This window comes from Pseudomonas sp. FW305-70, from assembly GCF_058783925.1.
The window spans coordinates 34,618-54,296 of the sequence record NZ_JBYSYZ010000042.1; the positions used below are offsets into that span (position 1 = coordinate 34,618).

The 19,679-nt window shown below is 60.9% G+C and carries 19 protein-coding genes; 14 read left to right on the plus strand and 5 right to left on the minus strand.

Annotation, left to right across the window (positions count from 1 at the left end; all coding sequences use genetic code 11):
* Positions 1-79 precede the first annotated feature (79 nt).
* From AC3WN7_RS23980 to AC3WN7_RS24000, 5 genes are all read left to right on the plus strand, one after another.
* The gene (locus tag AC3WN7_RS23980) at positions 80-796 is read left to right on the plus strand and encodes a TetR/AcrR family transcriptional regulator (RefSeq protein WP_041474790.1); all 717 of its coding nucleotides are present in this window, start codon (positions 80-82) and stop codon (positions 794-796) included.
* Positions 797-839: 43 nt separating this feature from the next.
* A complete protein-coding gene (locus AC3WN7_RS23985) occupies positions 840-1,394 on the plus strand; it encodes a hypothetical protein (protein WP_095965011.1) in 555 nt (184 codons plus the stop codon).
* Between the two features lie 32 nt (positions 1,395-1,426).
* Positions 1,427-2,704: a flavohemoglobin expression-modulating QEGLA motif protein gene (locus AC3WN7_RS23990; RefSeq protein ID WP_095965012.1), complete on the plus strand. Its 1,278-nt coding sequence runs from the start codon at positions 1,427-1,429 to the stop codon at positions 2,702-2,704.
* A gap of 147 nt (positions 2,705-2,851) precedes the next feature.
* On the plus strand, positions 2,852-3,766 hold the full coding sequence (locus AC3WN7_RS23995) for an alpha/beta hydrolase (protein WP_095965013.1): 915 nt from the start codon (positions 2,852-2,854) through the stop codon (positions 3,764-3,766).
* Entirely contained in the window at positions 3,763-4,092 is a 330-nt protein-coding gene (locus AC3WN7_RS24000) for a PA3694 family proteiin (RefSeq protein ID WP_007975029.1), read from the plus strand. Before AC3WN7_RS23995 ends, AC3WN7_RS24000 begins: the two co-directional genes overlap by 4 nt.
* 141 nt (positions 4,093-4,233) lie before the next feature.
* Here the strand turns inward: AC3WN7_RS24000 and lptF are convergent, their stop codons facing one another.
* From lptF to AC3WN7_RS24015, 3 genes are all read right to left on the minus strand, one after another.
* Positions 4,234-5,031 carry a lipotoxin F family OmpA-related lipoprotein LptF gene (gene lptF / locus AC3WN7_RS24005; protein WP_095965014.1) on the minus strand — a complete coding sequence of 266 codons (798 nt, stop codon included), beginning with the start codon at positions 5,029-5,031 and terminating at the stop codon, positions 4,234-4,236.
* Positions 5,032-5,076: 45 nt separating this feature from the next.
* Positions 5,077-5,490, minus strand: a complete 414-nt coding sequence (locus AC3WN7_RS24010) for a DUF4398 domain-containing protein (protein ID WP_095965015.1) — start codon at positions 5,488-5,490, stop codon at positions 5,077-5,079.
* Between the two features lie 372 nt (positions 5,491-5,862).
* Positions 5,863-6,207 carry a hypothetical protein gene (locus AC3WN7_RS24015; RefSeq protein ID WP_015093732.1) on the minus strand — a complete coding sequence of 115 codons (345 nt, stop codon included), beginning with the start codon at positions 6,205-6,207 and terminating at the stop codon, positions 5,863-5,865.
* A gap of 201 nt (positions 6,208-6,408) precedes the next feature.
* Here AC3WN7_RS24015 and ppc point away from each other — a divergent pair, with 201 nt between their 5' ends.
* The 6 genes from ppc (at position 6,409) to AC3WN7_RS24045 (ending at position 13,021) form a co-directional block, all read left to right on the plus strand.
* Positions 6,409-9,039: a phosphoenolpyruvate carboxylase gene (ppc, locus tag AC3WN7_RS24020; RefSeq protein ID WP_207258316.1), complete on the plus strand. Its 2,631-nt coding sequence runs from the start codon at positions 6,409-6,411 to the stop codon at positions 9,037-9,039.
* Between the two features lie 287 nt (positions 9,040-9,326).
* A complete protein-coding gene (gene adk, locus AC3WN7_RS24025; protein WP_015093734.1) occupies positions 9,327-9,974 on the plus strand; it encodes an adenylate kinase in 648 nt (215 codons plus the stop codon).
* Between the two features lie 94 nt (positions 9,975-10,068).
* The gene (gene tsaB, locus AC3WN7_RS24030) at positions 10,069-10,743 is read left to right on the plus strand and encodes a tRNA (adenosine(37)-N6)-threonylcarbamoyltransferase complex dimerization subunit type 1 TsaB (protein WP_102675284.1); all 675 of its coding nucleotides are present in this window, start codon (positions 10,069-10,071) and stop codon (positions 10,741-10,743) included.
* 255 nt (positions 10,744-10,998) lie between these two features.
* Positions 10,999-11,304, plus strand: coding sequence for a hypothetical protein (locus tag AC3WN7_RS24035; RefSeq protein WP_102675283.1), 306 nt, complete (start codon positions 10,999-11,001; stop codon positions 11,302-11,304).
* The gene (locus tag AC3WN7_RS24040) at positions 11,304-12,164 is read left to right on the plus strand and encodes a DUF72 domain-containing protein (RefSeq protein WP_102675282.1); all 861 of its coding nucleotides are present in this window, start codon (positions 11,304-11,306) and stop codon (positions 12,162-12,164) included. Before AC3WN7_RS24035 ends, AC3WN7_RS24040 begins: the two co-directional genes overlap by 1 nt.
* A gap of 35 nt (positions 12,165-12,199) precedes the next feature.
* A complete protein-coding gene (locus tag AC3WN7_RS24045; protein WP_102675281.1) occupies positions 12,200-13,021 on the plus strand; it encodes an isocitrate lyase/PEP mutase family protein in 822 nt (273 codons plus the stop codon).
* 3 nt (positions 13,022-13,024) lie between these two features.
* Here AC3WN7_RS24045 and AC3WN7_RS24050 read toward each other — a convergent pair whose 3' ends face one another.
* Complete coding sequence (locus tag AC3WN7_RS24050) at positions 13,025-13,645, minus strand: energy transducer TonB (protein ID WP_102675280.1); 621 nt, start codon at positions 13,643-13,645, stop codon at positions 13,025-13,027.
* Positions 13,646-13,738: 93 nt separating this feature from the next.
* Here AC3WN7_RS24050 and AC3WN7_RS24055 point away from each other — a divergent pair, with 93 nt between their 5' ends.
* The gene (locus AC3WN7_RS24055) at positions 13,739-14,521 is read left to right on the plus strand and encodes a class I SAM-dependent methyltransferase (RefSeq protein ID WP_007995774.1); all 783 of its coding nucleotides are present in this window, start codon (positions 13,739-13,741) and stop codon (positions 14,519-14,521) included.
* A 138-nt stretch (positions 14,522-14,659) separates the two neighbouring features.
* Here the strand turns inward: AC3WN7_RS24055 and AC3WN7_RS24060 are convergent, their stop codons facing one another.
* The gene (locus AC3WN7_RS24060; RefSeq protein WP_102675279.1) at positions 14,660-15,298 is read right to left on the minus strand and encodes a TetR/AcrR family transcriptional regulator; all 639 of its coding nucleotides are present in this window, start codon (positions 15,296-15,298) and stop codon (positions 14,660-14,662) included.
* 93 nt (positions 15,299-15,391) lie between these two features.
* Here AC3WN7_RS24060 and AC3WN7_RS24065 point away from each other — a divergent pair, with 93 nt between their 5' ends.
* Both AC3WN7_RS24065 and AC3WN7_RS24070 read left to right on the plus strand, forming a co-directional pair.
* The gene (locus AC3WN7_RS24065; RefSeq protein WP_102675278.1) at positions 15,392-16,492 is read left to right on the plus strand and encodes an efflux RND transporter periplasmic adaptor subunit; all 1,101 of its coding nucleotides are present in this window, start codon (positions 15,392-15,394) and stop codon (positions 16,490-16,492) included.
* 6 nt (positions 16,493-16,498) lie between these two features.
* Complete coding sequence (locus tag AC3WN7_RS24070) at positions 16,499-19,564, plus strand: efflux RND transporter permease subunit (RefSeq protein ID WP_102675277.1); 3,066 nt, start codon at positions 16,499-16,501, stop codon at positions 19,562-19,564.
* Positions 19,565-19,679: the final 115 nt, after the last annotated feature.

Sequence of the window (19,679 nt, forward strand, 5' to 3'; positions counted from 1 at the left end):
CCTTTTCAGGCGGTTTTTTATTGCCTGTCTGGTACAAACGTATCAACTTGTTAGTTTCATCTGAGAGGAAATACCTGTCGTGATTCGTGCAATGGCTCAAGAAGGTGCAGCGGGTATCGCCACTGCGGTCGCTGAAAGTGTTCAGTACCAGGGCCGCAAGGCCAGCCGACAGGGCAGTGAGCAGCGTCGACAGGACATTCTCGACGCCGCGATGCGTATTGTCGTGCGCGATGGCGTGCGCGCCGTACGGCACCGTGCGGTGGCCGCCGAGGCGCAAGTGCCGTTGTCGGCGACCACTTACTATTTCAAGGATATCGATGACCTGCTCACCGATACCTTCGCCCAATACGTGGAACGCAGTGCCGCGTACATGGGCAAGCTGTGGGTCAACAACGAGGGCCTGCTGCGCGACATGATCGCCAGTGGCGATGGCAGCCCGCAGGCGCGCTCGAAACTGGCGGACGATATCGCACGGCTGATGACCGACTACGTTCACCGGCAACTGATCAATCGCCGCGAACACCTGATGGCCGAGCAGGCGTTCCGCCAGGAGGCGTTGCTCAACCCGCGCCTGGCCGAACTGGTGCGTTCGCATCAGCAAATCCTGTTGCAGGGCTCTTGCCAACTGTTCCAGGTGCTGGGCTCGCGCGAGCCGCATCAGGATGCCAAGGTGTTGACGGCAATTATCGGCCGGATGGAATATCAGGGCCTGCTCAACGTAGACGAGCCTGCCGCCGAAGAGGAAATGCTCGGCATCCTGACGCGCTACATGCACCTGGTGCTGGCGTCGGTGTGACGCGATCCCTACAGGTCGGCGGTGTATTCATAGGGAGTATTGAATGAAAGCCTGGCGTGTCGTTGTGATCGCCTTGTCGTTCTTGCTGCTCAGTGGCTGTCTGGTGTCCTTCAAGGAACCGCTGCCTGCAAGCGACCCCGCGCCCAAAGGATTACTCGGCAAATGGACCAGCACCAATGCCTGGGGTGAGGCGCTCAACCTCGAACTGACCCGCCTCGGCGACAACCGCTATCAGGCCGTCAGCTATTACCGGGCCAGGCCCCGGGAGCGGGAGGCCTATCCCTTCACGGTGTCGCGTCATGGCAGCCGCTGGTACCTGTCGGCGAAGGTGCCGGCGCAGTTCGGCGGGCATTTCACCCTCGGCGGTTTTGAGCTGACCGACAAACATGAGTTGGTGGTTTACAACCTCGACCTCGAACAGATCAATCAGGCCATCAAGCAAAACGTCCTGAGCGGTGAAAGCTTCCAGACCAGCGATGGCGATGGTGTATTGATCGACAGCCACATGGATCAAGTCGCCGCCTACCTCGACGACCCGGCCAATTCCGATGTGTTCGTCGAAGCGGTGCGCTATCAGCGCCAGGCCAAAGCCAAGTAAGCAGCACCCACAGGTTTCTACAGGAGTTTCGCGTGGACGATTACCAACAGTCGATACGCATTTTGTCTGATCGCATCGTGTTGGCGCAGACGCCGATCCGCGTCCTCGATGCGGTCAAATGGGACGACAACATTCGCAAGGGTTTCCTCAAGGCCAAGGGCAAGGAAATGCCGGCGGTGGACCGCGACTACTACCTCAACCGGCCGCTGGCGTTCGATTCCAGCAAAGTGAAGCTGGAGTTCCAGAACATCGAGCGCGACATCACTCGCCAGCTCGGCCAGTTCAACCCCGTCGGCCAGATCATGCGGCGCATGTGCAAGGAGTACCGCATGGTGGTGCGCATGCTCGAAGCGCGCGGCACCGAGGATTTCGGCCTGATTTCCCAGGAATTGTACGGCGCCGCGTCCGACGCATTCCATGCCGGCGACCCGACCCTGTCCGACCTGGGCATGATGCTGTCCGAATACCTGAACAACATCGACGGCCGTGGCGACCTCAAGGACGAGCCGAAGACGCTGACGGCCAAGGATGCGGTCGATATGTTGCAGCATCGCCTGAACAAGGTGTTTGGCGAAGCCGAGGAAACCATCCGGGTGTTCGAGTCCGATGGCATCGTCGCCGATGCGGCGGCCGGCGCCGACTACATCAAGATCCGCTCCGACGCGATGTTCAACCAGCGCGATGTGCGCGCCCTGGAGGTCCACGAAGGGCTGGTGCACGTCGGCACCACGCTCAACGGCCTGAACCAGCCGATCTGCACCTTCCTGGCCAAAGGCCCGCCCTCGTCGACGGTGACCCAGGAAGGCCTGGCGATCCTGATGGAAATCATCACCTTCGCCTCGTACCCCAGCCGTCTGCGCAAACTCACGAACCGCACCCGCGCGATTCACATGGTAGAGGAGGGCGCGGATTTCCTGCAGGTGTTCGAGTTCTTCCGTGAGCAAGGCTTCGAGATGCCCGAGAGCTACAGCAACGCCAGCCGCGTGTTCCGCGGCTCGGTGCCGACAGGTCTGCCATTTACCAAAGACTTGTCCTACCTCAAGGGCTTCATCATGATTTACAACTACATTCAACTGGCCGTGCGTAAAGGCAAGCTGGAGCAGATACCGCTGTTGTTCTGCGGCAAGACCACCCTGGAGGACATGCGTACCTTGCGTCAGTTGGTGGACGAAGGCCTGGTGGTGCCGCCCAAGTACCTGCCGGAACAGTTTCGCGACATGAACGCGTTGTCGGCGTGGATGTGCTTCTCCAACTTCCTCAACCACTTGAGCCTGGACCGGATCGAGGCGGATTATTCCAACATCCTTTAAGGCTGGTGAGATCCAAATGTGGGAGCGGGCTTGCTCGCGAAGGCGGTGTGTCAGCTAACTGAGATGTTGAATGTTAAACCGCATTCGCGAGCAAGCCCGCTCCCACATTGAGCCGTGTTCCACCCATTTTCTGCGAGGTTTCAACGGATGAGAATCCTCGGCATCCTCTGCCTTTTCCTGGCCTTGAATGGCTGCAGCTCGCTGCTGTTCTACCCGGAACCCGGCCAGTTGTTCACCCCGGAAAAGGCCGGGCTTGAATACCGCACCGTCACCCTGAACACCGCCGATGGCCTCAAGCTGAATGCCTGGTGGCTGCCGGTGAAGCAGGGGGTTGAGGTCAAGGGCACGGTGCTGCACTTACACGGCAATGGCGGAAACCTGCCCATGCACCTTGGCGGCAGTTTCTGGTTGCCGAAAAATGGTTACCAGGTGTTGCTTGTGGACTATCGCGGTTACGGCCTGTCCGAAGGCGAACCCAGCCTGCCGGCGATCTACCAGGACATCGATGCGGCGTTCGCCTGGCTGGACAAGGCGCCGCAGGTTCAAGGCAAGCCGCTGATCCTGCTCGGCCAGAGTCTCGGTGGCTCGATGGCCGTGCATTACCTGGTCCAGCACCCGCAACGGCAGAAACAACTGAAAGCTTTTGTCCTCGACGGTGTGCCCGCCAGTTATCGCAGTGTCGGTCGCTATGCCTTGAGTAATTCATGGGTGTTCTGGACGTTCCAGGTGCCGTTGTCGTGGCTGGTGCCGGACGGTGACAGCGCGATCAACTCCATGGCGCAGCTTAAAGATGTGCCGAAACTGATCTACCACAGCATCGACGATCCGATCGTGCCTCTTTCCAACGGCATCCGACTGTATCAAGCTGCGCCGCCGCCGCGGGTGCTGCAACTGACCCGTGGCGGTCATGTGCAGACATTCGCCGACCCGGTCTGGCGTAACGTCATGCTGCGCTATCTCGATGACCCGCAGCATTTCAACGGCCTGCGCCGCCTGGGTGAAATCCCCAATTACCCGGCACCCCCGAATTCTGAAGATGAACCACCAGAGAGTCCGCAATGAGTGAAGAACGCAACGCCATCCCGCTGATCATCACCGGTATCTGCAGCATCCTCGGCACCGTCGGTGCCCTGTGGTGGTACGGCTACCTGCACTTCGCCAAGCCTGAGGATGCGTTGCTGCTCAACGAATTCACCATGCTCAAGACCATTCCGGGCGAAGACTACAAAGTCTCACTGGAGCCGGCCGCGCAAGTGGCGCAGTGCATCGATGGCGTGCTGGTGCTGTTTGACATGGAACAGAAAGGCCTGACCGGCGTGCTGGTCGACAGCAAGAAAAAAGCCGTGCGTTGCATGGGGCAGGAGACGCCGCAGAAGCTGGAGCCGTAACCCGGTTCTAACTAACAACACAGATCCAATGTGGGAGCGGGCTTGCTCGCGAAGGCGGTTTAACTTTCAGCAATAGTGCTGACTGATACACCGCTTTCGCGAGCAAGCCCGCTCCCACACTGGTTTCGCGTAGTAGCTTGATTATTGGGTGTATGAACTCACCGCCGAACGCGGCATCACCGGCTGATTGTCATTGGAAATGGTCACCTCCACCCGGCGGTTCATCGCCCGGCCCGAGGTGCTTGAGTTATCCGCCACCGGATACTCCTTGCCGTACCCTTGGGCAACGATGCGCGCCGGATCGACGCCCATCTTCACCAGGGCCGCTCGCACGGAATCCGCACGACGTTCCGAGAGCGACTGGTTGTGCGATGCCGTACCGGTGCTGTCGGTATAACCCTCGACAATCACTTTGCGGTCGGGGTTTTCCTGGAGGTACTGCGCCAGTTTGTTGATGTTCATCAGGCCGTTGGATTTCAGCTCGGCCTTGTCGGTGGCGAACAGCACATCCCCGAATGTCACCAGCGTCCCGCGCTCGGTCTGCCTGGCGTTGAGGCTGTCCTTCAGTTGCTTGATCTGCTGATCGCGGCCTTCCAGGCGGGCTTCGGCCCGTTGCGCCGACGTGTTTTTCAGATTGGCTTCAGCGGTGCGCAGGGCAATGGTCTGCTTGGCCACTTCAACCCGCTGGTTGGTCAGATAGGCAAGCTGGTCAACCTTGGTTGCGTCTTCCTTGTCCCTGTAGGCCTGGTCGGCCTTGTCCAGATAATCGCTGGCCTCCTTGGTTTCCAGGGCTGCGACTTTGCTGGCCTGTGGGTCGGCTTGCAGGCCGCTGTAGTTGGTGCGGGCCTGTTCGAGGTTGGCGTTGGGCGGCGTGGAGCAGGCCGCCAGGGCGATGGTGGCAGCCAGCAGAGTTGGGATCATCAGTTGAATGCGTTTCATGATTTCGTCCTTTTAGTCGAGTGGGAATGCGTGGAGCCGCGCCGCTTACTGAACGGTGCGCTGGCTTTCCTGACGCAATTCCTGAACGCCTTTCTGCGCGTCCTTCACGGATTGTTCGGCCTTCATCGCCTGGGCCTTGCGCTCTGCGACACGAGCGTCCCACTCGGCCTGTTCGGCGAGCATCCGGGCCTGGTCATATTTTTTGTCGTGCATGGCGATTTCGGCTTGCTTGAGCTTGTCCTGGGCCGACTTCATTTCCACCGCGGCGAACTCGGTGCCGCCGGCGCTCACGGCGTCGTTGACGGCCGATTGGGTCACCGCGTACTGCTCGGTCGGCGGGTTACCGGCGCAACCGGCCAGGGCCAGGCTGCTGCCGAGGGCCAGCGCCGCCAGCTGGAGGCCGCGCGAATGAGTGAACGAGGATGTGCCGGTTCGGGTTTTCATGGTCTTCAACTCCATTGGGCTAACTCCTGAAAAGCGTTGAATCCATCCTGGGCCGGGCGCTGAAGCCATCAATTGCGGGGTGTTTTGAAACGCTCGTCCCAGGCGTGGTTACTTGGGTTGACCCGAGGCGTTTTTTGAAAGTTCAGAGAATTTAGCCAGCTATCGAAAAAACTTTGACCGAGTCGACAGGGCTCTAAGTCGGGGATTTATGTTACGCACAGCGGTATATCGGACCTTTTCAGGCCCGAAGTAACGCAATTTTTGAAGTGAAAAACGGGCCAATGTGGGAGCGGGCTTGCTCGCGAATGAGGTTTAACATTCAACAATAATGTTGACTGATACACCGCCTTCGCGAGCAAGCCCGCTCCCACAGGGTTCTACGAAAACTCAGTGTTTCTGTTTGTCGTCCGGCACTGACATGTCGTGCAGATGCCGGCGGGACAGCGCCAGAAAACGCGGGGTCGGCCCGATGTCTTCGTACAGCGGATCACCTTCTTCGTCAGTGGCGACCACGGTCGAGCCCTTGACGTACGGGAAGCTTCTTTCCAGCTCTTCGAGCGCGGCGCCGATCAGGTCGCCGAGCAGTTCTTCGGGATGCCGCTTGGGGTACATCTCGACGAGCGCGGCCAGCCGTGCGGCAGACTCCACATCCAGATGAATCGAGTAGCCGGTGTCGGTCAGGCGGCCCTTGGCGTTTTCTTCCCAGTGGTGGGCAAGCTCGCGAATTTTCATATTGACCTCATGGCGCGACCGCTCGTGGCGGGCAGGGTGAGTGTCCGGCGTTGGCCGGCGACAGCCGTTGTACGGCTTATCTTCAGACTAGCTTCAACGGGCAAGGTTTGAAGGCCCTTCGTCGTCTTGCTTGTAAGAAGCTGTCTGGGGCGGCACTCTCTAGGTTCCAAGCCGCCCGGATTTTTTGCTGGAGACCTGCTGATGACCGATATTGATGCACGCTTGCGCGAGGACGTTCACCTGTTGGGTGAGCTGTTGGGCAACACCATTCGTGAGCAGTATGGCGATGGTTTTCTCGACAAGATCGAGCAGATCCGCAAGGGCGCCAAGGCGGACCGGCGCGGCTCCATGGACGCCGAGCTCAGCGCCAGCCTCAACCAGTTGACCGAAGACGAGCTGTTGCCGGTAGCGCGGGCGTTCAATCAGTTTCTCAACCTGGCCAATATCGCCGAGCAATACCAGTTGATTCACCGTCGGGAGGCGTCTCAACAGGCGCCGTTCGAAGCCCGGGTGTTGCCCGAATTGCTCGCTCGCCTGCGCGCCGAGGGCCATGGTGCCGACGCGCTGGCCCGGCAATTGGGGCGACTGGAGATTGAACTGGTGCTGACCGCGCACCCGACCGAAGTCGCGCGCCGCACGCTGATCCAGAAGTACGACGCCATCGCCGCGCAATTGGCGGCTCAGGATCACCGCGACCTGACCCGTGCCGAGCGCGAACAGATCAAGACCACCTTGCAGCGCCTGATCGCCGAAGCCTGGCACACCGAGGAAATCCGCCGCACGCGTCCGACACCGGTGGACGAAGCCAAGTGGGGTTTCGCGGTGATCGAGCATTCGCTGTGGCAGGCCATTCCCAATTATCTGCGCAAGGCCGACCAGGCCCTGCACGCCGCTACCGGCCTGCACTTGCCACTGGAGGCGGCGCCGATTCGCTTTGCCTCGTGGATGGGCGGCGACCGCGACGGCAACCCCAATGTGACGGCGGCGGTGACCCGAGAGGTTTTACTGTTGGCGCGCTGGATGGCGGCTGATCTGTACCTGCGCGATGTCGATCACCTGGCGGCTGAGCTGTCCATGCAGCAGGCCAGCGATGAATTGAAGGCCAAGGCGGGTGACAGCGCCGAACCTTACCGGGCCGTGCTCAAACAGCTGCGCGAGCGCCTGCGGGCGACGCGCAACTGGGCGCACACCTCATTGTCGGCACCCACACCGGCACCGGCCGATGTGCTGCAAAACAACCGCGAACTGCTCGACCCGCTGGAGCTGTGCTACCACTCGTTGCATGAATGCGGCATGGGCGTGATCGCTGACGGACCCTTGCTCGACTGCCTGCGTCGGGCGGTGACCTTCGGTCTGTTCCTGGTTCGTCTGGATGTGCGCCAGGACTCGTCGCGACACAGCGCGGCCATGACCGAAATCACCGACTACCTCGGCCTGGGGCGCTACGAGGACTGGAGCGAGGAAGAGCGCATCGCCTTCCTGATGCGTGAACTGAATAACCACCGGCCGTTGCTGCCGGCGTACTTCAAACCCTCCGCCGATACCGCCGAGGTGCTGGCGACCTGCCGGGAAATCGCCGCTGCACCGGGGGCGTCCCTGGGTTCCTATGTGATCTCGATGGCCGGTGCCGCTTCCGATGTGCTGGCGGTGCAATTGTTGCTCAAGGAATCCGGCGTGCTGCGGCCGATGCGCGTGGTGCCGCTGTTCGAAACCCTGGCCGACCTCGACAACGCGGGGCCGGTGATCGAGAAACTGCTGCTGTTGCCGGGCTATCGCTCGCGTCTGCAAGGGCCGCAGGAAGTGATGATCGGCTATTCCGATTCGGCCAAGGACGCCGGCACCACCGCGGCGGCCTGGGCGCAGTACCGGGCGCAGGAGCGACTGGTGGATATCTGCCGTGAACAACAAGTGGAGCTGCTATTGTTCCACGGCCGCGGCGGCACCGTGGGGCGTGGCGGCGGACCGGCCCACGCGGCGATTCTGTCGCAGCCGCCGGGTTCGGTGGCGGGGCGGTTCCGCACCACCGAACAGGGTGAAATGATTCGATTCAAATTCGGCCTGCCGGACATCGCCGAGCAAAACCTCAACCTGTACCTGGCCGCCGTGCTTGAGGCGACCTTGCTGCCGCCGCCGCCACCGACGCCCGAGTGGCGCCATTTGATGGACGAACTGGCCGCAGACGGTGTCAGCGCTTACCGCGCCGTGGTGCGGGAAAATCCGCAGTTCGTGGAGTATTTCCGCCAGTCCACGCCGGAACAGGAACTCGGTCGTTTGCCCCTGGGCAGTCGGCCGGCCAAGCGCCGGGCCGGGGGGATCGAAAGCCTGCGGGCGATTCCGTGGATCTTCGGCTGGACCCAGACACGCCTGATGCTGCCGGCCTGGCTGGGTTGGGAATCTGCCCTGAGCAAGGCACTGGAGCGGGGTGAAGGTGAACTGCTGGGGCAGATGCGTGAGCAATGGCCGTTCTTCCGCACCCGCATCGATATGCTGGAGATGGTCCTGGCCAAGGCCGATGCCGACATTGCCCGGTCCTATGACGAGCGTCTGGTGGAGCCGAATCTGTTGCCATTGGGTGCGCACTTACGCGACCTATTGTCGCAGGCGTGCTCCATCGTTCTCGGCCTGACCGGGCAGTCGCAGCTACTGGCACATAGCCCAGCGACCCTTGAATTCATCCGCTTGCGCAACACCTACCTCGACCCGCTTCATCTATTGCAGGCCGAGTTGCTGGCCCGTTCACGATTGCAGGATGTAGCGCAGGGCAGCCCGGTAGAACAGGCCCTGCTGGTGTCTGTCGCGGGGATTGCCGCCGGTTTGCGTAACACCGGCTAAGGTTTTTGCCGTGGGGTCAGGCATCCGGCAGGTGAGGCGGATGCCGCCGCAGGACGGGTTGAAAAGTGCTGTCAGGCGACAGTTAATGTTGGGGTTGCGACTTGGGGAACCGTGCGCAATGGTCGCAGGAGGCAGCGGTTTCTCCGACTTTTGGCGTCTTGTGTGGGCGCAGCCTGCTGTGTATCTTGATCAGCCTTTGGCCGTTTGGGCGGCCACGACCCTTTTTTGAGATTGGCCCCACGAGGCGAATCTGACGTTATCCATATAAAAAATTGAGGAGCACATCGATGCGCGTCATTCTGCTGGGAGCTCCCGGGGCCGGTAAAGGTACTCAGGCTAAGTTCATCACCGAAAAATTCGGCATTCCGCAAATCTCCACCGGCGACATGCTGCGTGCAGCGGTCAAGGCCGGCACCGAGCTGGGCATCAAGGCCAAGAGCATCATGGATGCCGGTGGCCTGGTGTCCGATGACCTGATCATCGCACTGGTCAAGGACCGCATCGCCCAGTCCGACTGCGCCAACGGTTTCCTGTTCGACGGCTTCCCGCGCACCATTCCCCAGGCTGAAGCCCTGGTGACTGCTGGCGTCGAGCTGGACGCAGTGGTTGAAATCGCCGTCGAGGACGAAGAAATCGTCCAGCGTATCGCCGGTCGTCGTGTTCACGAGGCCAGCGGCCGCGTGTACCACATCGTCTACAACCCGCCGAAAATCGCCGGCAAGGACGACATCACCGGTGAAGAGCTGGTACAGCGCAAGGACGACACCGAAGAAACCGTGCGTCATCGCCTGTCGGTCTACCACTCCCAGACCAAGCCGCTGGTGGATTTCTACCAGAAGCTGTCGGCCGCCAATGGCAAGCCGCAGTACAGCCATATCGAAGGCGTCGGTTCGGTTGAAGCGATCACCGCCAAGGTGCTTGAAGCCCTGAGCTGAAAAGCCTGAATCGCTTCATCTTCTACGGCCCGCTTGCGGGCCGTAGTTGTTTATACTGACGCACTTTTTCTGACCTCTTGTTACGGATACATCGATGAGCACCTTGCTGGCCCTGGATACCGCGACTGAAGCTTGCTCCGTTGCCTTGCTGCATGACGGCAAGGTCACGAGCCATTACGAGGTGATCCCGCGCCTGCACGCGCAGAAGCTGTTGCCGATGATCAAGCAATTGCTGGCCGATGCTGGCACCACCCTGCAAGCAGTCGATGCCATTGCATTCGGCCGTGGCCCGGGAGCCTTCACCGGTGTGCGCATCGCCATCGGCGTGGTGCAAGGCCTGGCGTTTGCCCTGGATCGTCCGGTGCTGCCGGTGTCGAACCTGGCCGTGCTGGCGCAACGTGCATTGCGCGAACATGGCGCCACTCAGGTCGCTGCTGCCATCGATGCGCGCATGGATGAAGTGTATTGGGGGTGCTACCGCGAAACGGCCGGGGAGATGCGTCTTGTTGGCGCTGAAGCGGTACTGCCGCCGGAGTCCGCGGCATTGCCGGCCGATGCCGGCGGCGAGTGGTTCGGCGCTGGCACCGGTTGGGGGTATGGCGAACGCATCGCGGTCAGCCTGAGCGGTCAGGACGCGGCCATGTTGCCCCATGCCGAAGACCTGCTGACCCTGGCGCGATTTGCCTGGGCGCGTGGCGAGGCGATCGTGGCTGACGAGGCTCAGCCGGTTTATCTGCGCGACAAGGTGGCGACGCCTAAAGCGCGTTGATTCACGCAGTACCTGTGGGAGCGGGCTTGCTCGCGAAGGCGGTATAACATTCAACATTTCTATTGCCTGACACACCGTCTTCGCGAGCAAGCCCGCTCCCACAGGGTTGGTGTTCTGCTCTAATTCTGCCAATCGTCATTTTCTAACCCCGGCTTTTAAACCTTTTGCCTTTTATGTGTTCTAGTTATCACTCGGCGGTTTGCGAAGTGGGAAATGCGCCACTAAACTGCCATCACTGATTCCGAGTATGCACGTATGCGTATCGACGGCGTTTCCTCTCAGTCCTACCCCATCAAGCGCAAGCCACGCAAAGACCGTGTGGTGGAAGACGACGCCATTGATATCGAAGGCGAGCTGGAATTCCCGACTGAAGAGCAACTGGCTGCACGCGCCGCCAAAGCCTCTGCGCAAAAACCGAGCAATCTTCCCGCCCGTCAGCAAGACATGATTTACCACCGCGCCATGAGCAAAGGCGTGGCGATGGCCCTGGCCAGCTACCTGAGCACCGCCGGTTTCGTCGATTGGGAAGCGGATGTGCTGGGTCTCGACCTGTACATCTGATGTTGCTGCCGTACTACCTCGGTTGTCCCTCGTGGAGCGAAAACGCCTGGCGCGACTACCTGTATCCGCTGGACGCCAGGCCAGCTGAGTTTCTCCATCTCTATTCCCGAGTATTCAATGCCGTAGAAGGCAACACGACCTTCTACGCGAGCCCGGCTGCGAGCACCGTGCAGCGTTGGGCCGACACCATGCCCGAACACTTTCGTTTCACCGCCAAGTTTCCCGGCGAGATCAGCCACGGCGGTGACCTGCGCGAACAGCTGACCGCCGCCGAGACCTTCCTGCAATTACTCAGCCCGCTCGGCGAGCGGGTGTCGCCACTGTGGTTGCAGCTGTCGAAAAGCTTCACGCCCCAACGGTTGCCCGAACTGGCCGGATTTATCGATGCCCTGCAACGCCCGCTGGCCGTTGAAGTGCGCCATGGCGATTTTTTCGCCAAGGGTGACAGCGAGCGGATACTCAATCGTCTGCTGCTGGATCGCGGTGTTGAACGCATCTGCCTTGATTCCCGCGCGTTGTTCAGTTGCACATCCACCGAGCTTTCGGTGCTTCACGCCCAATCGAAGAAGCCCCGGGTGCCTCCGCGTCCGGCGGCGTTCACGCAGTGTCCGCAAGTGCGCTTTATCGGTCATCCAGTGCTTGAGGCCAACGATCCGTTCCTGGAACCCTGGGTCGAGAAAATCGCGCTGTGGATCGAAGAAGGGCGCACGCCGTATATCTTCCTGCACACCGCCGACAACCTGCTGGCGGCGAAACTGGCGCAGCGTTTTCACGCCAGGCTGATGCGGCGTCTGCCTGGCTTGCCGGCGCTGCCTGAGCTATACAGAGAACCCGCCGCCGAGCAACTTGGCCTGCTCTGAGGCGGATTCCTTCCCCCTCTTCAGGAGCCTGCCCCATGGATGCGCAAACCCTTCGAGCCCAGGCGTTCAAAGCCCTTCACGAACGCTCCGGCGCTTTTGTGATTCCCAATCCGTGGGATGCCGGTTCAGCGAAGATGCTCGCCAGCCTCGGCTTCGAGGCGCTGACGACCACCAGTGCCGGTTATGCCTTTTCCCAAGGCCGTGCCGATGGCGGCTTGAGCCTCGACGATACCCTGATGAACGTTCAGGCGATTGTTGCCGCCACCGACTTGCCGGTTGCCGTGGACCTGGAAAACGGTTTTGCCGACAACCCGGCCGATTGCGCCAAAAGCATTTTGCGCGCGGCAGAGGCCGGTGCTGTCGGTGGTTCGATTGAAGATGCCACCGGCCGTGAAGAAGGCCCCATCTACTGTTTCGACCATGCTGTGGCGCGCATCGAGGCCTCTGTGGCTGCCGCTCGCAGCTTGCCGTTCCCCTTCACATTGACCGCCCGGGCCGAAAACTTCCTGCACGGCAATCCTGATCTGGACGACACCATCCGCCGCTTGCAGGCCTTCGCTGAGGCCGGTGCCGATGTGCTTTACGCACCCGGTCTGCGCAGCGCCGAGGATGTGCTGGCGGTGGTGCGCGCGGTGGCGCCCAAACCGGTGAATGTGTTGATGTCGGGCGGTTTGAACCTGACGGTCGCGCAGTTGGCTGAAATGGGCGTCAAACGCATCAGTGTCGGTTCGGCGCTGGCGTTGGCGGCCTATGGTGAATTCTTCCGCGCTGCCGAAGAAATCCAGACATCAGGCACGTTCGGCTTCACTTCACGGTCGATGCCCTACCAGAAGGCCAATCAGTTCTTCAAAGGCTGAGGGTCAGGCGGCGATGCGAAGGTTTTGCAGGATGATCGGGCGCGCCCAACCATTGTCGAAATCGAGTTGTTTCTGCTGTTCCACCAATTCTTCCGGAGAGAACGGCGGGAACGGCTTGTCGAGCAGATCCAGATCGAATTCGGCAATCGGCAGGTGCAGCGGACGTGGTTGCGGGGCAGGGCTGGCTTGCGGCAGTGGCTGACCGGCGTTGAGCACGATCGGGCGAACCCAGCCGCTGTCGAAATCCTGGTGTTTTTGCTGGGCGACGATTTCATCCGCCGGGAACGGTGGGAATGGTTTGTCGGCCAGGTCCATTTCGAATTCGGCAATCGGCAGGAACAGCGGCTCGGGCGGACGTACCTGAATGTCCTTCACGTCGCACTCACGCTGGGAAACGATGTGTTCCAGCAGATCGCTGCCAACGGTCGGCTCGACCGGGCTTTCGAGATCGACCGGTGGGAAATTCAGTGATTCAGGCAGCACATCACCCGACTGATCGGCCAGCGCACGGGCAAAGAAATCCTGCCAGAGGTGACTGACACCGCTCAGTGCCTGGGTGTTTCGCAGGTTGTAATTGCCGTAGGGCGATATAAAACCTGTGATTGTGGGTTGAATGTCTGACATTTCTCTCGGTCGACGCTCAGCTCTGGCAAAATGCTCGATAGTTTTGTTATCGGCAGTTTTTGCCGATCATTAATTTTTTGAGCGTGTTTTCCGATGATTGATCAACCCGCGGCCTGCCGCATCCATGTCCAGGCGCTGGACGCGGCTTTCGAGCCACAAGCCGAGCAATGGGCCGAGCGCCTGGGCTTGCCGATGCAAGTGGCGGACGGCGAATTTGCCTTGCAGGTGGGTGACCAGGGTTTGCAGTTGCAACAGCTGGGGCCGGACGCGCCGGGGCCGGTGCGGGTGGACTTCGTCGAGGGCGGTGCGGCCCATCGCCGTCTGTACGGCGGCGGCAGCGGGCAGATGATCGCCAAGGCTGTTGGTGTCGCCCAGGGTGTGCGCCCGCGGGTACTGGATGCCACGGCAGGGCTGGGCAAGGACGCGTTCGTGCTGGCCAGCCTCGGTTGCGAGATGAGCCTGATCGAGCGTCAGCCGTTGATCGGTGCCTTGCTGGAAGATGGCCTGGCCCGTGGTGCGGAAGATTTCGATGTGGCGCCGATCGTGGCGCGCATGCGGCTGCTCAAGGGCAACTCGATCGAGGTGATGCGCAATTGGGAGGGCGAACCGCCGCAGGTGATCTACCTGGACCCGATGTTCCCGCACCGTGAGAAAACCGCGCTGGTGAAGAAGGAAATGCGCCTGTTCCGGCCGCTGGTGGGTGATGACCCGGATGCGCCGGCCTTGCTCGAAGCGGCGTTGGCCCTGGCCAGCCACCGGGTGGTGGTCAAGCGCCCGCGCAAGGCGCCGTGCATCGACGGGCCGAAGCCGAGCCATGCCCTGGATGGCAAGTCGAGCCGGTACGATATTTATCCGAAGAAGGCTTTGAAGCCTTAAGACCGAGTCGCCTTCATCGCGGGCAAGCCACGCTCCCACAGGTTCTGTGCCGGGTTCAAAATTCGAGTACACCTCGGACCCTGTGGGAGCGGGCTTGCCCGCGAAGGCGTCGGTACAGTCAACGCAATGCTGTCAGGCTCACTCAGGCCGATAAGCCCGCATAAACAACCCCACCACTTCCCGCACATGGCTCTCCGCGGCCTCGCCGACCGGCGGCTCGCCGCAGCCATACAGCAAGCGGAAATTCCCGGCGCCCTTGAGCAGGCAGAAGAAGTGCTCGGCGGCGTTGTGCGGCTTGTCGATGCTCAGCACGCCACTTTCGTCGATCCGTCTCAGCAAGCGTTCCATGCCGTGCAGCATGCGCTCCGGGCCCGCCTCAAAGAAGATTTGCGCGAGTTTCGGGTCCTGGCTGCCCAAGGTCATCATCAGTCGGTGCAAGTTCACTGATTCGTCACTGTTGATCAGCTGATGAAAGCCGCGCGCGATGTTCAGCAGCACGGCTTCCACTGCCACGCCTTGGGGTAACTCGAAGAACAGCGGGGGCAACTGCTCCTCGCACTTGGCCATCACGGCGGCGGAGAACAGTGTCTCCTTGTCGTTGAAGTGGCTGTAGACCGTCAGCTTCGACACACCGGCCTCGGCTGCGACGGCATCCATGCTGGTATTGGCATAACCCTTACTCAGAAACAGCACTTTTGCCGCATCGAGAATGGCCTGGCGTTTCACCAGATCCTTGGGTCTGCCTGGGCCATTGGGTGCTGAAAGATTGTTTGGCATATTCGCTTTTATTACTGGACTGGTGAGTTTGCTATTAATAACATACTGCTCAGTATAATTATTCAAAGCACCATTAGCGAAAGGTCCTTCACCATGTTCCGCTATGCCTTGCCCCTCGCGTTGCCAGTCACCCTGGCTTTTTTATTGTCTGCGTGTGGCTCCGACGAAGTGCCGCCAATCAGCGTGCGCCCGGCCATGGTGGTTCAGCCAGAGCCTTCGGCACAGGCCATGGAAAGTTATCCAGGTGAAGTCCGCGCGCGTTATGAGCCGGACCTGGCGTTCCGCATTGGCGGTAAAGTCAGCCGACGACTGGTCGAGGAAGGGCAGCGGGTCAAGGCCGATCAACCTTTGGCAGAGCTCGATCCTCAGGATGTGCGCCTGCAACTGGAGGCCACCCGGGCTCAGGTCGCTGCAGCTGAAGCCAATCTGAGCATGGTGCGTGCCGAGCGTGATCGCTACAAAACCCTGATGGAGCGTCAGTTGGTCAGCCGCTCGCAGTACGACAATCACGAAAACCTCTACCGCTCCGGCGAAGCGCGCCTCAAGCAAATCAAGGCCGAATACAACGTTTCCAATAACCAGGCCAGCTACGCCGTGCTGCGTGCGCCGCAGGACGGCGTCGTGGCCAAGCGTCTGGTTGAAGTCGGGCAAGTCGTGGCCGCGGGGCAAACGGTGTTCACACTGGCGACCGATGGCGAGCGTGAAGTCTTGATCAGCCTGCCGGAACAGAACTTCGGCCGCTTCAAGGTCGGTGAACCGGTGGCGGTGGAACTCTGGACCCAGCCCGGCCAGCGTTTCGAGGGGCGCATCCGTGAGCTGTCGCCGGCGGCTGATCCAAAGTCCCGCACCTTCGCGGCGCGCATCGCCTTCACCTCCGGCAAGGTGCCGGTGGAGCTGGGCCAGAGCGCCCGGGTGTTCGTGCAGGCCGCCGACGTGGTGCCTCTGTCCGTTCCGCTGTCGGCGTTGACGGCAGAAAACGGCGTGACCTATGTCTGGGTCGTCAGCGCCAACAACACCTTGAAGAAAACCCCGGTGCGAGTGGGTGCCTTCGGTGAGAAAACCGTACCGGTGCTCGAGGGGCTCAACGCCAGCGACTGGGTCGTGGCCGCCGGTGTCCATGTGCTTCTCGACGGGCAGCAGGTGCGTCCGGTGGATCGCTCCAATCGCGTGGTCAATCTGGCGGACAAGGAGTAAGCCCCGATGCGCTTCAACCTTTCCGAATGGGCGCTGCGTAATCGCCAGATCGTCTTGTTCCTGATGCTGTTGCTGGCCATCGTCGGCGCACTTTCCTACACCAAGCTCGGCCAGAGTGAAGACCCGCCGTTCACCTTCAAGGCCATGGTGATTCGCACCAACTGGCCGGGCGCGACCGCCGAGGAAGTCTCGCGCCAGGTCACCGAACGCATTGAAAAAAAGCTGATGGAAACCGGCGAGTACGAGCGCATCGTTTCGTTCTCGCGGCCCGGGGAATCCCAGGTCACCTTCATTGCGCGTGATTCCATGCACTCGGCAGAGATCCCGGAGCTCTGGTATCAGGTACGCAAGAAAGTCAGCGACATTCGTCATACCCTGCCGCCTGGGATTCAGGGGCCGTTCTTCAACGATGAGTTCGGTACCACGTTCGGCAACATCTACGCCCTGACCGGCGCGGGTTTCGACTACGCTGTGCTCAAGGATTACGCCGACCGTATCCAGATCCAGCTGCAACGGGTCAAGGATGTAGGCAAGGTCGAACTGCTGGGGTTGCAGGACGAAAAAATCTGGATCGAACTCTCCAACGTCAAGCTCGCCACCCTCGGCTTGCCGCTGGCGGCTGTCCAGCAAGCCCTTGAAGAGCAGAACGCGGTGTCCACGGCAGGCTTTTTCGAAACCAGCAGCGAGCGCTTGCAGCTACGGGTCACGGGGAATTTTCAGACGGTCGAGGAGATCAAGAACTTCCCGATCCGCGTCGGTGATCGCACCTTCCGTATCTCCGATGTGGCTGATGTGCGGCGTGGTTTCAATGATCCACCGGCGCCGCGCATGCGCTTCATGGCGCAGGATGCCATCGGCCTGGCGGTGGCCATGAAGGACGGCGGTGACATCCTGATATTGGGCAAGGCACTGGAAGTCGAATTCGCCCGCATCCAGAAGAACCTCCCGGCCGGCATGGAGCTGCGCAAAGTCTCCGACCAGCCGGCGGCGGTGAAAACCGGTGTCGGTGAGTTCGTGCAAGTGCTGGTCGAGGCGCTGGCCATCGTGTTGCTGGTGAGCTTTTTCTCCCTCGGCGTGCGCACCGGCATGGTGGTGGCCCTGGCGATTCCGCTGGTGCTGGCAATGACGTTTGCCAGCATGTATTACCTCGGCATCGGCCTGCACAAGATTTCTCTCGGTGCATTGGTACTGGCGCTGGGCTTGCTGGTGGACGACGCGATCATCGCCGTGGAAATGATGGCGATCAAAATGGAGCAGGGTTTCGACCGGGTCAAAGCCGCGAGTTATGCCTGGACCAGTACCGCGTTCCCGATGCTCACCGGTACGCTGATCACCGCGGCCGGCTTCCTGCCGATTGCCACGGCGCAATCGGGCACTGGCGAATACACCCGTTCGATCTTCGAGGTGGTCACCATCGCGCTGTTGGCGTCGTGGGTGGCCGCGGTGGTTTTCGTACCCTATCTCGGGGAAAAACTCCTGCCGGACCTGGCAAAAATTCACGCCGCCAAGCACGGTGCCGGCCAACCCGATCCCTATGGCACGCCGTTCTACCAGCGCGTCCGGCGTCTGGTGGAGTGGTGCGTGTGCTGGCGCAAAACCGTGATCGCCGCGACTGTGGTGTTGTTCATCGCATCCATTGTGCTGTTCAAGTTTGTACCGCAGCAATTCTTCCCGGCATCGGGTCGCCTGGAGTTGATGGTCGACCTGAAGCTGGCCGAAGGTGCTTCGCTGAGCAACACCGCCGACGAGGTCAAACGCCTCGAAGCGCTGCTCAAGGACAAGGCGGGGATCGACAACTACGTGGCCTACGTCGGCACCGGTTCGCCGCGTTTTTACCTGCCGCTGGATCAGCAATTGCCGGCGGCGAGCTTCGCCCAGTTTGTCGTCCTGGCGAAAACCATCGAAGAACGGGAAGCCCTGCGCACCTGGTTGATCTCAACCCTCAACGAGCAATTCCCCGCTCTACGCTCGCGGGTCACGCGACTGGAAAACGGTCCGCCGGTTGGCTACCCGGTACAGTTCCGCGTGACCGGGGAGCACATCGAGGAGGTGCGGGCGCTGGCGCGCAAAGTCGCGGCCAAGGTTCGCGAGAACCCGCATGTGGTCAACGTCCACCTCGATTGGGAAGAACCGAGCAAGGTGGTGTACCTGAACATCGATCAGGACCGCGCGCGGGCGCTGGGCGTGAGCACGGCGAACCTGTCGAGGTTCCTGCAAAGCTCCCTCACCGGTTCCAGCGTCAGCCAGTACCGTGAAGACAACGAGTTGATCGAGATCCTGTTGCGCGGCACCGTGCATGAACGCACCGAGCTGTCATTGCTGCCGAGCCTGGCGGTGCCGACCGAGAACGGTCGCAGCGTCGCGTTGTCGCAGATCGCGACCCTGGAGTACGGCTTCGAAGAGGGCATCATCTGGCACCGCAACCGCCAGCCTAACGTGACGGTTCGCGCCGACATCTATGACAAGCAGCAACCGGCGACACTGGTGCAGCAGATCATGCCGACCCTCGATCCGATCCGCGCCGAACTGCCTGACGGCTACTTGCTGGATGTCGGTGGCACCGTTGAAGATTCGGCACGCGGACAGAACTCGGTGAAGGCCGGCGTGCCGTTGTTCATCGTGGTGGTGTTGACCTTGCTGATGCTGCAACTGCGCAGTTTCTCGCGCACGGCGATGGTGTTTCTGACGGCGCCGTTGGGGTTGATCGGGGTGACGCTGTTTCTGTTGGTGTTTCGCCAGCCGTTCGGTTTCGTGGCGATGCTGGGGACTATCGCCTTGTCGGGGATGATCATGCGTAACTCGGTGATTCTGGTGGATCAGATCGAGCAGGACATTGCTGCGGGGTTGAAGCCTTGGCAGGCGATTATCGAGGCGACGGTGCGGCGGTTCCGGCCGATTGTGTTGACGGCGCTGGCGGCGGTGTTGGCGATGATTCCGTTGTCGCGCAGTGTGTTTTTTGGGCCGATGGCGGTGGCGATCATGGGGGGGTTGATCGTTGCTACGGCGTTGACGCTGCTGTTTTTGCCTGCGCTTTATGCGGCCTGGTTTCGGGTCAGGAAGGAGTCCGTTTGATTGGGGACATATCCATTGCTTCGGTAGCGGCGACTTACGGTTCCGCTCTTACAGCGGGTCACTTTTGGCAAACGCCCCAAAAGTAACCAAAAGGTCTCGCCCCTTACGTACGGCC

Coding starts and splice junctions, on each gene's coding strand:
- tsaB (WP_102675284.1), top strand. CDS start 10,069: ATGAGCACCTTGCTGGCCCTGGATACCGCGACTGAAGCTTGCTCCGTT.
- AC3WN7_RS24070 (WP_102675277.1), top strand. CDS start 16,499: ATGCGCTTCAACCTTTCCGAATGGGCGCTGCGTAATCGCCAGATCGTC.
- AC3WN7_RS24040 (WP_102675282.1), top strand. CDS start 11,304: ATGTTGCTGCCGTACTACCTCGGTTGTCCCTCGTGGAGCGAAAACGCC.
- AC3WN7_RS24065 (WP_102675278.1), top strand. CDS start 15,392: ATGTTCCGCTATGCCTTGCCCCTCGCGTTGCCAGTCACCCTGGCTTTT.
- AC3WN7_RS23995 (WP_095965013.1), top strand. CDS start 2,852: ATGAGAATCCTCGGCATCCTCTGCCTTTTCCTGGCCTTGAATGGCTGC.
- AC3WN7_RS24000 (WP_007975029.1), top strand. CDS start 3,763: ATGAGTGAAGAACGCAACGCCATCCCGCTGATCATCACCGGTATCTGC.
- AC3WN7_RS24060 (WP_102675279.1), bottom strand. CDS start 15,298: ATGCCAAACAATCTTTCAGCACCCAATGGCCCAGGCAGACCCAAGGAT.
- lptF (WP_095965014.1), bottom strand. CDS start 5,031: ATGAAACGCATTCAACTGATGATCCCAACTCTGCTGGCTGCCACCATC.
- AC3WN7_RS24055 (WP_007995774.1), top strand. CDS start 13,739: ATGATTGATCAACCCGCGGCCTGCCGCATCCATGTCCAGGCGCTGGAC.
- AC3WN7_RS24045 (WP_102675281.1), top strand. CDS start 12,200: ATGGATGCGCAAACCCTTCGAGCCCAGGCGTTCAAAGCCCTTCACGAA.
- ppc (WP_207258316.1), top strand. CDS start 6,409: ATGACCGATATTGATGCACGCTTGCGCGAGGACGTTCACCTGTTGGGT.
- AC3WN7_RS23985 (WP_095965011.1), top strand. CDS start 840: ATGAAAGCCTGGCGTGTCGTTGTGATCGCCTTGTCGTTCTTGCTGCTC.
- AC3WN7_RS24015 (WP_015093732.1), bottom strand. CDS start 6,207: ATGAAAATTCGCGAGCTTGCCCACCACTGGGAAGAAAACGCCAAGGGC.
- AC3WN7_RS24035 (WP_102675283.1), top strand. CDS start 10,999: ATGCGTATCGACGGCGTTTCCTCTCAGTCCTACCCCATCAAGCGCAAG.
- AC3WN7_RS24050 (WP_102675280.1), bottom strand. CDS start 13,645: ATGTCAGACATTCAACCCACAATCACAGGTTTTATATCGCCCTACGGC.
- adk (WP_015093734.1), top strand. CDS start 9,327: ATGCGCGTCATTCTGCTGGGAGCTCCCGGGGCCGGTAAAGGTACTCAG.
- AC3WN7_RS24010 (WP_095965015.1), bottom strand. CDS start 5,490: ATGGAGTTGAAGACCATGAAAACCCGAACCGGCACATCCTCGTTCACT.